The organism is Nocardioides sp. (assembly GCF_036503465.1).
Classification (GTDB): Bacteria; Actinomycetota; Actinomycetes; order Propionibacteriales; family Nocardioidaceae; genus Nocardioides.
Genome location: NZ_DASXWU010000059.1, coordinates 1 through 12,564, shown reverse-complemented (window position 1 = coordinate 12,564; position 12,564 = coordinate 1). Strand labels below are relative to the sequence as shown.

Genomic DNA, 12,564 nt, shown 5'->3' with positions numbered 1-12,564 from the left:
CGAAGACGAGTGCATGCCCTCTATGGCTGAAACGGGGCTTCTGGGGCTAGGTTGGCAGCCAAGGCCGTCCCGGACCCCGACGACAGCGACCTTTCACGCGCCAAGTAGGGGTTGACCGTTTTGAGCGTACGAGAAGACAGCCTGAACGTCTTGCTGTCAGCGACCGCCGACGTAGTTGATGACTTCGCCCATGAACTGATGTTGTCGCGCCGTGAAGTGGCGCAGCTGCGTGGTGCGATGGAGGCGCGGGCCCCGATCGAGCAGGCCCGAGGCATGCTGATGATGCGGTACGGCCTCCCGGCCGACAAGGCACTCCACCTCTTGCTGCGGTGGTCAATCACCCACGGGGTGGAGCTTCGGGTGCTGGCCGTCGCCTTGGTGAAACTCGGCACCAAGGAAGGCCATAGAAATGGCTACCCGCGGAATCCGGCCCGCTCGATCCCACCCGTGCCGATGTCTTGACCGCCGGATCCAGCCACACGATGGACACCTGAGAGCGGTGGCCTTGCATTGCCGCACCCCGGGGTTGGGTCGAGGACGCCGTGACCACCTCTGATGCAGCCTTCCAGAGCATGTGGGCCCTGATCGAGGCTGAGGCGGTCGATCCCGCGGACAAGCCCGACGTGGTGGGTTGGCTGCAGCGGTTGTGCCGTGTGGCATCGAGAACGCTCCCGGCCGCCGGGGTCGGCATCAGTGTGATGTCGCGAGGTGGTGAGCCGGCCACGGTGGCCGCCTCGGATGCCAAGAGCGCAACCGTGGAGGACCTCCAGTTCACCCTAGGGGAGGGGCCTTGCATCGACGCGTTCAGCACCGGTAGACCTGTGTTCGCCCCGGACCTGAGCGTCGCCGCCCGGGTCCGGTGGCCCGGCTACGCGCCGGCTGCCCAAGAACACGGTGTCCAGGCTGCGTTCTCGTTCCCGCTCCAGATCGGCGCAGCGCGTCTCGGTGCATTGGACGTCTACCGCGACCAGCCCGGGAGCCCGTCGGCCGAGACCATCGTCCAGGCGCTGACGCTGGCTGACGTGGCCATGACAGGGCTGTTGAATGCGCAACAACGTTCGAACCAGAGTGACGGCCCGCCAGCCCTGGACGACGCTCTGGACAACAGGTTCGAGCTATACCAAGCCCAGGGCATGCTGGCCATCCAGCTGGGAATCCCACTCGATGAGGCCATGATCAGGATCCGGGCCTACGCCTACGCTCAGGACCGCGCTTTGAGTGACGTCGCCGACGACATCATCGTCGGTAAACTCCTCCTTCAGACGGACACATGAACGCGCCCGCCCGCCACCAGGCACAGATGAAAGAAGTTGGACAACGTGATCGCCACTGACCGGCTGGCCGAAGTGTTCGTCGAGGTCGCCGACACTCTCGTCGATGAGTTCGATCTCATCGAGTTCCTCCAAAGGCTCGCCACCCACACCTCCGACCTCTTCGAGGCACGTGCCGCCGGTCTGCTCCTGGCGGACCATCGAGGCCGACTCCAGCTGATGGCCGCCTCGGACGAACGCTCCGAGATGCTCGAACTGTTCCAGGTTCAGGCTCGCGAAGGTCCCTGCCAGGACTGCTACACCCAAGGCACACCTGTAATCAACGCCGACCTCACCCAGGCCAGCGACCGGTGGCCCACCTTCGCACCCCGCGCCGTGGCCGCCGGCTACCGCTCGGTCCATGCCTTCCCACTCCGGCTCCGCAATCAGTCGCTGGGTGCACTCAACTTGTTCAGCAACGAGGCTGGACGCATGGACGCCACCGACATCCGAATCGTCCAAGCACTCGCCGATATAGCCACCATCGGGCTCCTCCAGCAACGCGCCATCCAACATGGTCACGACCTCACCGACCAGCTGCAGGGCGCCCTCAACACCCGCATCATCATCGAACAAGCCAAGGGTATGGTCGCCCAAGCCAACGTCATCACCCCTGACCAAGCCTTCGAGATGCTGCGGGCCTACTGCCGCAGCCACCGTCTGCGTCTGACCGACGTCGCCAACCAGGTGATCTCCACCCCGGCCAGCGTCCAAGACCTCATGGGGTCATGACGAACTGAGAGGATGCCCGAGGTTGGGTTTCTTCGACAGCCCAGAGGTCAACGTCCCCGGATCAGCGCCGCACCACCGTGACCTCCGCCTTGAGCGACGTTCACGCCCACCGTCCAAGCAGCCATCAGGCGTGACCGAGACCCTCACGGCTCCATGCGGATCACCGGGCACATCTCGGCCCCGCGAACCGCACGGGTCGAGAGGTGGCTGTCAATTCAGGAGGCTTACGCCGCGCGAGATGACGAGTACCGACAGGACGATCGCTGAGACCGATTCGGCGCCCATCAACAGCTTGGCCCGATGCGACAGCGGCATGGTGTCGGTGGGACTGAAGGCCGACGAGTTCGTGACCGACACGTACAAGTAGTCGATGAACCCGGGCGTCCACCCCGACCTCATGGACGACCGGGCCGCTACTTCGACGACTGCGTCGTGGTCCTCATCCTGAGGAAACCGAAAGTCGGCCACGGGTAGGTCCTGGTCGCGACCTTCGGTTCGCCGGACCGGCCCACCCCGGTCCAGCTCCCAGAAGGCCAAAGCGAAGATGACGATGTTGGTCGACCACACCTGACCGGCAGCGAGCAGCAGCGCCTTGCCTTGGCTGGCAGCCCCCGACACGAGCTCCCCGACGAGAAGACCGAGGGCGATGGCGTTGGCGGCCGCGATCACCATGACCAGCGCCAAAGATAGGCGTCGTAACCACTTGTTCTCCCGGGTCATCCTCCTCGGGTTGACCGCGACAAGCGGCACGAACAGCAACACCTCGAGGCCGGGGACCACATATCGGGGCCCAAGCAGCAGTTGCGCAGGCAAGGCTGCATAGAGCGCGATCGCGACCACCACGGCAACCGCTGCAGGAAACCGGGGTTCGCCGGGCGTGGATCTCTCGGGCGCGGACATCAACACCATCGTCAGGCATGAGAGCCCTGGTTTCATGGAGGCTGCCCCGGGACGACTCACTCTCGAGGGGTCGACTTCGTCCAGATCAACGACGGCACACTCCGCAGGCATCTCCTTTGCCGCCCCGCCAAGCCACTGCAGCCGAAAACCGGCAAGTCGTGCAGCAGCAGACCCTGTCTGCCCACGGACCGGAAACTCCAAGACGCCGGCAGATCGCCTGCGCCAACGAGGCTTGCGGCCACCGGAGGCATGCAAGGCGAACTCCTCAATCGGACGTCACTGAAGCACCGGTGTCGAGGTGGCCAACGCGATCGAGATCCATGCACAACCGCGGACACAGCGCCGCAGGAAGGCTCAGCCCGACTAATGGGGGCAATGATCGAGTCATCCACGGGGCATGAGAATTCAGCGACTCGACTCCACGGAGATCGGGGCATACTTCAGGGAGTCCCAAGCGCGCAGAGTTTTTTCTGAGGAGATTTCCCTGCCACCCCCCGTTCCGCGGATGTCCGGCTCCTCTGCGGTTACCGCAGCCCCGTTCTCAGCGGGCACTCAAACGGCCCCGTAGCCCGCAGCCCGACATGGTTGAGGTAATCGATGACGATCCCGTAGGACTCGAACAGCCCGGCCTCGGTGTAAACAATCCCTTGCTCGGCGCAATAGGCGCGTATGGCCGGCTGGGCCAGGCGCAGGTTTGGTCGGGGCATGCTTGGGAACAGGTGATGCTCGATCTGATAGTTCAGGCCGCCCATGGCCAGGTCAACCAGGACACCCCCGCGGACGTTGCGCGACATCATCACCTGACGGCGCAGGAAGTCGATCTTGACGTCCTTGGGGACGATCGGCATCCCCTTGTGGCTGGGCGCGAAGGAGCCGCCAAGACAGAGCCCGAAGACGGCCATATGCACGACAAAGAACGCGATCGCCAGGCCCGGAGGAAGCAGGAAGGCCAGGACCAGGACGTAGGACGCGATGCGGGTCACCACGAGTGCGATCTCGACCCGGCGGTGCGGAACGGACCGGTCGGAGATGATGTACCGGAGTCCGGCGTAGTGCAGGTTCAGGCCCTCGAGGGTGAGCATCGGGAAGAACAGCCAGCCCTGGCGGCGCAGGAGCCACGTGCCGAGCCCCGGTCTGCGGGCGGCCGCCGCGTCGCGGGTGAAGGCCAGGGCGCCCGCGGCGATGTCTGGGTCACGGCCCTCGGTGTTGGGAGCCGCATGGTGCCGGTTGTGCTTGCCCTTCCACCAGCCCAGGCAGAGCCCCACGAACACCGCCGACAGGATCCGTGACGTCCAGTCGTTCCACTCTGCCGAGACGAACATCTGACGGTGGGCCGCGTCGTGCCCGAGGAAGCCGAACTGCGCGCTCAGCACCCCGAGGCCCACCGCCGGGAGCAGCTGGAACCACGAGTGCCCCAGAAACGCGACCCAAGCCCAGACGGCCACAAACGCTGCGATGGTGAGCCCGATCCGACACCAGTACCAGGCATAACGACGCCGGAGAAGACCGCTCTCCCGGATCACCTTCGCCAGATCCGTGTACGAGCTGCCAGCGGCGGCCCGACGTTGTGCGCGGCTCGCACCAGCGGCCGGCGTGGTGGTGGCCATTGGACCTCCGGCCATCGACAAGATGGAGAGCCGTCGAGGTCCGGGACGACGCACTGAACAGCGCAAAGCCTACCTGAGAATGCGCGCGAACCGTCCCCCCGCTGGGGTGGTGCGTGCATCAGCCTGATTTCCCCTCGGCTGCTCCGTGACGGAGGCGGTTCGGATCCGGAGGGATGTCGCCGACGATGATGATTTCGGGAGTGCTTTCTCGGCACCGGCTCGCCTCCGTCGCGCTGCCAACACGCGTGACTTTCGGGCGTGCATGTGCTTCGCGTTCGGCGAGGTTGGGGGGGTGGCGCCGGTACACGGCGACGCAACAACAAAGCCACCGCCTGGCAGTCGGCAGCATCCGATCAAATCTCAGCGCTGCGGCGTCGCCGTCCGTCGGGCCAGCCTTGTCGCTCGGCTGACGTTCCGCACTCGCTGCGCGAGGGCCCCGACCCGGGCGTGCGGTCGGGGCTCTCGCGGCGAGATCAGGAGACGCGGACGTTCTCTGCCTGCGGACAAGCCGCAACCTCGTGCGCGGCCAGGGCGGCTTGCAGAGCCACCCCTTCAACAGCCTTCAGGCTACGGCTGGGTGCCCGGTACAGCGCATCGCCGAACTCACCCGACGCACACCACGCGCGTCTATCCGGCGCATGTTGATTGGAGCCATGAGGCCGCTCAGTCGATGGGAGGCCTTGCCGGTGCCACACAGATGCGGGGTTGTGTGCTCTGCCGTCTCCAGATCGTTCGTTCGGCCAGCGACCTTCGGAAGTCCGTCACGCAGAAGCCAAGAGGCCTTCTTTGCGGCCCACGACCGCGGCGGCGCCGATGGTGGCGGCGATGGTCAGGGTGGTCAGGGTGAGGACCGATATCCCTTTGACCAGGACGAAGGTGTGCAGGGTCTGGGTCTCCAGCAACCACAGCGTGATCGTTGCCTTGGCCAGACCCAGGACGGCCCACAGCACGGTGAGGCGCCGGAAGAGTCGCTGGATCGCCGGTCGCAGGGACAGTTCGTGGTCCATCGGGTAGAAGTCACCTGCGAGGCGCGCCACTATGGGGCGGGTGGTGGCCAGCGACAGCAGGAACGTCGTCGCGACGATGCCGTCGGTGATGACAGGTTGCAGGAAGTAGAGGAAGGTGCTGTCGGCCGCCGTCGCGATCACGGTGCGGCCGGTCATCACGGTCGCGGTGAGGATCAGCAGGCCGGAGGGTCGGCGGCCGGTCAGCCAGCGCCAAGCGATGGCGCCGTAGGCCCAACCGAGGGCAGCGAAGATCGCTACCCACACCCCGGCCACCTGGAGCGTGGTGTAGAAGATCGCGAACGGGATCGCGCAGGCGATCAGGAGGGCCAGACCGACCCGTCGGATCACGGCTCCGAGTCGCGGGCGTGACCCGGCGGTGCTCGTCACGATCGGTCTCGCGCGGGCGCCAGAGGTGGCGAGTTGGGTCATGCGGCCTGGCTTTCTGGTGATCGAGTTTTCCCTGGTTCCCCGGATTGTGGATAAGGGTCGACATCTGGAGGTCGGGCATCCGCGGCGTTCCCAGGTGTGCCGACCAGGTCGACAGTCCCGGAAACGCCGCATCGCTCCTCCAGGCCGGGCTACGCCACTGCGTGAGTTGACGTGCCCGACGAGATCAGTCGCTCGCTGTGTCCGCCTTCGTTGTCCCATACGGCCCGTTCTGTGCGGGAGGTGTCGACGGAACCGTCGGCTTCGACTGCGGTCAGGATGTCGTGCGCGGCTTGAGCGGCGGTCTCGGGCGGGATCACGGTGATGGCGCGTCGTACGCCGTCGCCGAGGGTGAGCTGGAGCTGGTGGGTGTCGTCGCGGGGAAAGGACCCGGTCTTCACCCGGCGTCCGGCCACTGCGACCGAGCGAGGCCGGTCGTCCCAGTCGGGAGGGGAGTACAGCACCCGCACGATCCGTCCGGCTTGAGGTGGCCAGGCGGAGAAGAGGTCATCCAGCTGGTCGGCCAGGGTGCGGTTGCGCGGCCACCAGGCCGCGTACGGCTCGTTCTTGTCGAACGTGGCGCGGACTGCGAATCGTCGGTCATGTCGTCGGGCTTGGGCTTGCGAGGTCATCTCGCACCGCCTCGCGTGTTGCTGCCTTTGTTGGCACCCAGGTGGCCAAACCGGCCTCCGGTGATCCGACAATCGCAGTCCTGATCTCGACTCTACTCCCGATGCGGTGGGGAAGAGATTCCTCGAGCAGCGGCCACGCGGGACCCACTGCGCAGGCTGCCCACCGGCGAGCCATCGGTCTGTCGCATGATGGGCGTCCCATGACACCCACGCTGATCTATCTCCACGGCATCGGCGCCGAGCACGATGATGCGTGGCGTGACCTGATGAGCGCCGCGCTGCTCGAGCTCGGCTATCCGGGTCTCTTCGACGGTGTCGAGTGTTGTGCGCCGAAGTACCCCAACACGTTGCGCTACCCCAGCGACGAGCGCCACGACCTCCCGCCGCAGACGTCGCCTCGGCTTTCGGGCCGGGAGCGCGACGAGCTGCGTTGGCGGGTGGAGCGGGCCACGGCCGATCTCGAGCGCGCCCTCGGCGTGCATACGGCCGGGTGGCGGATGCCGCTGGTGGCCGAGACGGTCCCCGCGGTGATGAAGGTGATTCCGCAGGCCCGGCGCTATCTCGAGGACGAGGCCACGCGTGCCAACACCCTGCATCGAGTGTTGGCTGCATTGCCGGAGACCGGACCGATCGTGCTGCTGGCACACAGCCTTGGCTCTGTCATAGCCGCTGACCTGCTGACCCGGCTGCCGGCGGGGATCGAGGTGTCCGGTGTGATCACCGTGGGTTCACCCGCGGGACTCCTGGGTGTGCGCACGGGCAGTGATCGTCTGGAGGTGCTGCGGGAGCCGTTGCCGCAGGTTTCCTGGTGGCTCAACGTGTGGGGCGGCGCCGACCCGGTCACCGGGCTGCGTGGAATCTCCCACCGGTTCCCGTGGGTGCTGGACATCGTGCTGCCCGGCGGTCGGCATCCCATGGAGAACTATCTCGGCTCCGCTCTCGTCGCCGGCGCCGTGGGTCGGGCGTTGTTCGGGAGCCTGGGCCGGCAGCTGTCGGTGCCGGCGTCGCTGCCCGAGCCCGAGATCGACGACGCCGAGCTGCATGCCTACCTGGTGCTGGCCTACGCCCACTTCGTGGCCGAGCACCTGCCGAGCGCGCAGCAGCCACGCTTCCGTGGGGCTCTCCAGGCGGTCCGCGGCGAGCTGACCGAGCGTTTTGGGCTCACCGACGCCGGCGAGCCTCCCGATCCGGCCCGGTTGCGCACCCTGTCGAAGTCGACCGCGCTGATGCCGCTGCTCGGGGTGGCGATGACCAACCCGGTCGCGCCGTACGACGCTGCGATCGGCGCGGCGTCTCGCAAAGCGGCACTGCACGACCTCGTCGTGTGGATCGGGCTCCCCAGCGGTTACGCCCGTGTTCTCCACCGTGTCCTCGCCCAGGCATCCGTCGCGATCGCTCCGACCTGGGCAGACCGGTTGTGGCTGCGACCACGACGGCCACGGCCACCGCATCGGCTCGACGACGTCGAGCCGACCGCGATCCGTCTGGTAGCCGCCGAACTCGCCCGGCACCGCGAGGGTCTCGACTCAGACCCCCGGGTCCACGCCGCGCTCGCACATGCCGAGAGCGAGATCTTGCGCGACCGCGCTCGCCTCGCGCCGTACTCCGAACCTCGCGGACCCACGATGCGACTGCTCAACCGCCAAGCCCGCGCCCTGAGCCGAGCAATTCACACCCTGGACCGCACAGGCCTCACACCCACCTGACCGAAACAGGACGCTGACGTCCCCGCTGAGTGGTGGGGTATCACCGCACACGCGGGCCAGCGACTGGCATCAGACGTCCGGAGGTGACGGCCAGCGCCACCGATCCGCACGAGGCCGACCGGCAGTTTCAGGCCCTCAGCGAGGGGCGACACCTCGGGCGCCACGGTCGAGGCCGGAATCCAGTAGTAGCCGGTGTCGTCCTCTGCGCCGATCACACAATCGCGTCGCCCGGCCGACCGCCCGATCCAGGAGACACCACAGGCGGCGGCCCGGGGCCTGCATCGGAGGTGGCTGAACCAGCGAACGGGCCCGCAAACATGCACGGGAAGCGGAAACCTCGAGCGGGACCGCGTCCCGCGGAGGACCTGACCAGGCCTAACGGCCAGTTGCTGACGCCGCCTGGCTACGCCTGGGTACCACGTTTGCCTCCCACGGAGACCGATGCCGGAGAGTCGCCGAAGCGCCTTCTGAACCTCGCCACCGCAGTATCGACCATGACGTCCAGACTCTGATCAAGGACCGTGGCGCCGGACGTCACAGTCAGAGTCGCCTCCACCACCTCGGCCACGCTGGTTCTGTCATCTCGTGGCCGCTCGAAGTCGAGCCCCTCTTCACGCAACAGGTGAGCAAGCGCGCCGACGAGGATCGGCGGCCCGCGGTAATCGATTGTCTGAGAGACTTGAGTCTGTGTGGCCATGGGCCACCACCTTCGGTTGCTGCGGCAGAACCTGCATAGGTGATCTGCGCCCGCAGTACGCCAGTCTAGCCTGTCGAGTCGCTGACGAGGTGCCCGCGAGCACACGGTTTGTTGAGGTGTGGGATTACGGTCGAGGACATGGGTGATCAAGCGGCCGACGCGCTGTCGAGGGCTGGAGCAGCGCTCGCGGCCGCGCAGACGAAGATCGAGCAGCTTGAGCGGGAACTTCTCCACCGAATTGCTGCCGGCGTCCCAAGCGCCGTCGACGACACCGCCAAGGGTGCTGCGGAATCGCAACCGGAGGTCACCAGGCGGCTGGGGAGCGACGGGATCAGAGCCATGCGAGCAGAGCTGGCGGAGAAAGCCAACCAACTAGCCGCGGAAATATCGACGGCACAGATCACCTGGCCCCTCCAGCAGACCGTGCGGTACGGCGAGGCCGCCACCCGCCACCTCGATGCTGCCTTGTTCAGCTACTTGCACGGTCGACGGATGGACGCCCTCGTGGACGTTCTCCAACGCCATGGCTTCGCGATCCGAGGCGACGGGCAGCATGGTGCTCAAGACCTCGTCAATCCTCACGACCTGTATCACGAACGATGGTTGTCCGACCTGGCCGAGGCCCACACCACCCTTGCGGCGGCCCAGTCGAGCGTCGAGGCCACGAAGCAACGAGACGCCGATGCGGCCGTCCGATCCATCTGGGACGGCAGCGAGAAGTAGCCGGGCTTCCACCGAGCATGGTGCGCGCCGCACAGTGAGTCACCCCATCGGCGTACCACCAACATCCAAAGGCAGACGATGGCCGTTGGCGCCCGCTATCGCGGCAGCGCGTGTCGTGAGCACCCCAAACACTTCGCGCGCAAACTCGAAAGCCTCGACTACGTTCCAGTCCACCTGTGGAGTGCGTTTGGGTGCGAGGTTTTGGAGATGGAACCAGCGCACTACGCGCCCGTCTGGTCGGTGGCGAACACACGACGCTGCTCTGTCAGGATCCTGACCAGCTCGAAGCGGCCAAGGCTGATCGATGGGGTGATCTAGGAGCTGCTCAACGAGGAGTGCAGATTCTCTGACGCCGACAAGGTTTCGCCTGGTAGCCCTACTCTCGCGCGCCCTGGTCAGGATCGAGGTGGCGCCCCGAGGAGCGTTCGAGTGAGCGGCCCAGAGTCGCGGCCGGAGTCGGGGCGTCTCGAGCGTCTTCTGTCTAGGGGTATTGACCGGTTGACCCGGCAATCGGTTGACCGGGCTGATCGGTGTGATCCGCGCCGAGCACCACAGCGGCTGCCACGTGTTGCCAGGCGACGACCAACGTCGTGGGCGCTCCCGAACCTGGGTCGAGAATCGGGAGGTGCCCGGTTTCGTGATGGCCCACTCGGTTGATCGCGGCGCTGACAAGCTCCGATTGAAGGTTGTCGATCTGCCATCGCTGGGTCCATCCGGGTCCGTACAGCAGTAGGTAAGCCATGACCGCGGCGCTCCTTACATCCAGCTTTGCGATCCCTCGGTATGCGATCGAGCCTGGGCAGGTTCGACCTTGGCGCGCGAGAATTCGCCATCCCTTAGGACCCGAAATTGCCGGTCGGCCTCGACGGGGTCAGTGGCACTGGGGATCACCTTGAGGCTTACTCGTCGGCCGGTCGCGAGGAGAAGGATGATCAGCTCCGTGTCGTCACTGGGGAACGAGCCGACCTTGACCGGCCCTCGCCGGGCGTGGATCCGGCGCACCCCGTGGCCGAAAACAGCGTTGTCCCAGTCGGGCCGAGAGAACAGCAACCGGTCGATGTGGCCAACCTGATCCGGGAAGTGGTCAACCAGATCGGCGGCCTCCACCTGGAGGTCCCGCGACTGTGGCCACCAGACGCCGCCGAGGCGGCCGGTGGAGGGAGAGTCCAGCATCTGCATGCGCAGCGGCACTCGGTTGGCAGAGGTGTTGACTGAGCTTGGTGACGTCGCCATGACGCCCACCCTTCGTTTCTGTCCTGCAGCTCGACGAGCTGGCGCGACAGTTCGGTTACTCCCGAACCTACAACGGATGCCCGAGATAGCCCTAACCGAGCGCAACGCTAGGCCCTTGTCAGCTGTCCCTCGTCGATGCCCTCGCGGCAGGATCATGACGGCCGCGGGAACCGAGCATGCGGTCTCTGGCGGCCGAAGATCACCGAGCACGCGACGGTTGTCGGCAACGGTGACCACCACGGTCGTCTCCCAGGACTCCTCCTCGAATGGAGAAGAACGGCCAGCACCGGCTCGCAGGGCCGCGGGTCAACGACGGTCTAGCGAGCAATTGTGGGCGGCAGGTTATGGAGTCGCGGGGGTGGGTGGTACCACCCTCGGCTGCAGATCTGGTTGGATTTGGCCCCGTTGATTTGGTGTGCAGCTCGGGGCGTGCCGCACTTATTCCCCAAGTATTCGGTGAAAAGCTCGCTCTTGCGGTCAATGTGAAGCAAAGGGCAAGTCGACGCCGCGGGGTGTTTGCGCATGTCAGCGCTAGTTTCCGCAAACGACGACAGATCTGTCGCGGCTCTCGTCGCTGGACAAGGGGTCGCAGGTTCAAATCCTGTCAGCCCGACCGATCCGGTCCTGAACTGTTCGCGCAGGTCAGGGGCGACTTCTCTCGCTCCGGGCGACCACCCTCCCCCACAACCGAGGGCGGGCTTCTCCGGACCAATGTCGGGCTCAAGCCTCGAGAACCCGTCGGATGCGTTCCAAGGTCTGCGTCATGCCTTCGCGCAACATGGTGCGCCGCCGGGCGATGAGCGCCTCAGCGTCTTCGACCTGCTCAGCCCGGAGTCGAAGCCCGCTGAGCCCTTCCGGAAGGTGCTCGAACTGCTGTTCCACGATGCAGCCGAACTCGCTCGGGGCGATCCGGAAGGTCCAACGCGTCGCGGGCGTCCCGTCGAAACGGTCTCCGACGGTGTAGGCGAAGTGACGCGGAGGGTCGTAGGCGACCACGTCGCATGGCCGTATCCACTCGTCGGCGACGCCCTCGACCTCGATGCGGTTGCGCCCCTCGAAACGTCCGCCAACAGCCTGCGCGGGGAAGCCGTCCACCCACCAAGCCTCAACACACTCCGGGCTGAACTCACCAATCCGCTCGACACTCGTGATCAGGTCCCAGAACGCCTGGGGTGGACACTCCATCGGCATCCGAACGCTCACACCCATGGCCGGTACGACCGCGCTCACTCGTGGGTCAGGCGTGGGCCTCGGTCCGTTCTCACCCCAGTTGTTGACCATCGGCGCCACGACAGCCCCTCCGCCCGCTCTCAGCCCATGCATGTGGATCACAGGGTGAGCAAACGGTGACACACGCGGCTGTCCGGAGGCACGCTGATGCCGCAGCCAGGGCGGCACAGCGTCATGCTGCTGACCGTGCGCCGGCGTCGCGACGCCTGGACGCCTGCTGGGGGACTGTCGCTCTAACGGTGTAAGTGGCCCTATCGCCCGCTGAGCGGGCAGAGAGGGTCGACATGACCGAGACACTGGTGGGTGTGAGTCCACCTGAACCCGAGGACGGCGCGAACGCTCCGTCGGCTGAGGAGCTCGA

The 12,564-nt window shown here is 66.2% G+C and carries 12 protein-coding genes; 5 read left to right on the top strand and 7 right to left on the bottom strand.

What is annotated here, in order from left to right:
* Positions 1-150 precede the first annotated feature (150 nt).
* The 3 genes from VGK78_RS11610 (at position 151) to VGK78_RS11600 (ending at position 2,042) form a co-directional block, all read left to right on the top strand.
* On the top strand, positions 151-462 hold the full coding sequence (locus VGK78_RS11610) for an ANTAR domain-containing protein (RefSeq protein WP_331527793.1): 312 nt from the start codon (positions 151-153) through the stop codon (positions 460-462).
* A 110-nt stretch (positions 463-572) separates the two neighbouring features.
* Positions 573-1,274, top strand: a complete 702-nt coding sequence (locus VGK78_RS11605) for a GAF and ANTAR domain-containing protein (RefSeq protein ID WP_331527792.1) — start codon at positions 573-575, stop codon at positions 1,272-1,274.
* Between the two features lie 45 nt (positions 1,275-1,319).
* Positions 1,320-2,042, top strand: coding sequence for a GAF and ANTAR domain-containing protein (locus tag VGK78_RS11600; protein ID WP_331527791.1), 723 nt, complete (start codon positions 1,320-1,322; stop codon positions 2,040-2,042).
* Positions 2,043-2,252: 210 nt separating this feature from the next.
* On the opposite strand, the gene VGK78_RS11595 is transcribed toward VGK78_RS11600, so the two are convergent.
* The 4 genes from VGK78_RS11595 to VGK78_RS11580 all read right to left on the bottom strand — a co-directional run bounded on the left by VGK78_RS11595 (position 2,253) and on the right by VGK78_RS11580 (position 6,614).
* Entirely contained in the window at positions 2,253-2,942 is a 690-nt protein-coding gene (locus VGK78_RS11595) for a hypothetical protein (RefSeq protein ID WP_331527790.1), read from the bottom strand.
* Positions 2,943-3,466: 524 nt separating this feature from the next.
* Positions 3,467-4,549 carry a fatty acid desaturase family protein gene (locus VGK78_RS11590; protein WP_331527789.1) on the bottom strand — a complete coding sequence of 361 codons (1,083 nt, stop codon included), beginning with the start codon at positions 4,547-4,549 and terminating at the stop codon, positions 3,467-3,469.
* 761 nt (positions 4,550-5,310) lie between these two features.
* Entirely contained in the window at positions 5,311-5,904 is a 594-nt protein-coding gene (locus tag VGK78_RS11585) for a VC0807 family protein (protein ID WP_331527788.1), read from the bottom strand.
* Between the two features lie 230 nt (positions 5,905-6,134).
* Positions 6,135-6,614: a DUF5994 family protein gene (locus tag VGK78_RS11580; RefSeq protein WP_331527787.1), complete on the bottom strand. Its 480-nt coding sequence runs from the start codon at positions 6,612-6,614 to the stop codon at positions 6,135-6,137.
* A 200-nt stretch (positions 6,615-6,814) separates the two neighbouring features.
* Here VGK78_RS11580 and VGK78_RS11575 point away from each other — a divergent pair, with 200 nt between their 5' ends.
* The gene (locus VGK78_RS11575) at positions 6,815-8,320 is read left to right on the top strand and encodes a hypothetical protein (protein WP_331527786.1); all 1,506 of its coding nucleotides are present in this window, start codon (positions 6,815-6,817) and stop codon (positions 8,318-8,320) included.
* A gap of 403 nt (positions 8,321-8,723) precedes the next feature.
* Here the strand turns inward: VGK78_RS11575 and VGK78_RS11570 are convergent, their stop codons facing one another.
* Positions 8,724-9,017, bottom strand: coding sequence for a hypothetical protein (locus tag VGK78_RS11570; RefSeq protein WP_331527785.1), 294 nt, complete (start codon positions 9,015-9,017; stop codon positions 8,724-8,726).
* A 138-nt stretch (positions 9,018-9,155) separates the two neighbouring features.
* Between VGK78_RS11570 and VGK78_RS11565 the strand changes: the two genes are divergently transcribed.
* Positions 9,156-9,740 (top strand): hypothetical protein, encoded by a 585-nt coding sequence (locus tag VGK78_RS11565; RefSeq protein WP_331527784.1) that lies wholly within the window; start codon positions 9,156-9,158, stop codon positions 9,738-9,740.
* 756 nt (positions 9,741-10,496) lie between these two features.
* Here the strand turns inward: VGK78_RS11565 and VGK78_RS11560 are convergent.
* Together VGK78_RS11560 and VGK78_RS11555 are read right to left on the bottom strand one after the other, a co-directional pair.
* Positions 10,497-10,973, bottom strand: coding sequence for a DUF5994 family protein (locus tag VGK78_RS11560; protein ID WP_331527783.1), 477 nt, complete (start codon positions 10,971-10,973; stop codon positions 10,497-10,499).
* A 720-nt stretch (positions 10,974-11,693) separates the two neighbouring features.
* The gene (locus VGK78_RS11555) at positions 11,694-12,254 is read right to left on the bottom strand and encodes an SRPBCC family protein (RefSeq protein WP_331527850.1); all 561 of its coding nucleotides are present in this window, start codon (positions 12,252-12,254) and stop codon (positions 11,694-11,696) included.
* Positions 12,255-12,564 lie beyond the last annotated feature (310 nt).

What these genes read in the sequence shown, in the direction of transcription:
- VGK78_RS11605 (WP_331527792.1), top strand. Translation starts at nt 573, where the DNA reads ATGTGGGCCCTGATCGAGGCTGAGGCGGTCGATCCCGCGGACAAGCCC.
- VGK78_RS11595 (WP_331527790.1), bottom strand. Translation starts at nt 2,942, where the DNA reads ATGTCCGCGCCCGAGAGATCCACGCCCGGCGAACCCCGGTTTCCTGCA.
- VGK78_RS11590 (WP_331527789.1), bottom strand. Translation starts at nt 4,549, where the DNA reads ATGGCCACCACCACGCCGGCCGCTGGTGCGAGCCGCGCACAACGTCGG.
- VGK78_RS11580 (WP_331527787.1), bottom strand. Translation starts at nt 6,614, where the DNA reads ATGACCTCGCAAGCCCAAGCCCGACGACATGACCGACGATTCGCAGTC.
- VGK78_RS11575 (WP_331527786.1), top strand. Translation starts at nt 6,815, where the DNA reads ATGACACCCACGCTGATCTATCTCCACGGCATCGGCGCCGAGCACGAT.
- VGK78_RS11570 (WP_331527785.1), bottom strand. Translation starts at nt 9,017, where the DNA reads ATGGCCACACAGACTCAAGTCTCTCAGACAATCGATTACCGCGGGCCG.
- VGK78_RS11565 (WP_331527784.1), top strand. Translation starts at nt 9,156, where the DNA reads ATGGGTGATCAAGCGGCCGACGCGCTGTCGAGGGCTGGAGCAGCGCTC.
- VGK78_RS11560 (WP_331527783.1), bottom strand. Translation starts at nt 10,973, where the DNA reads ATGGCGACGTCACCAAGCTCAGTCAACACCTCTGCCAACCGAGTGCCG.
- VGK78_RS11555 (WP_331527850.1), bottom strand. Translation starts at nt 12,254, where the DNA reads ATGGTCAACAACTGGGGTGAGAACGGACCGAGGCCCACGCCTGACCCA.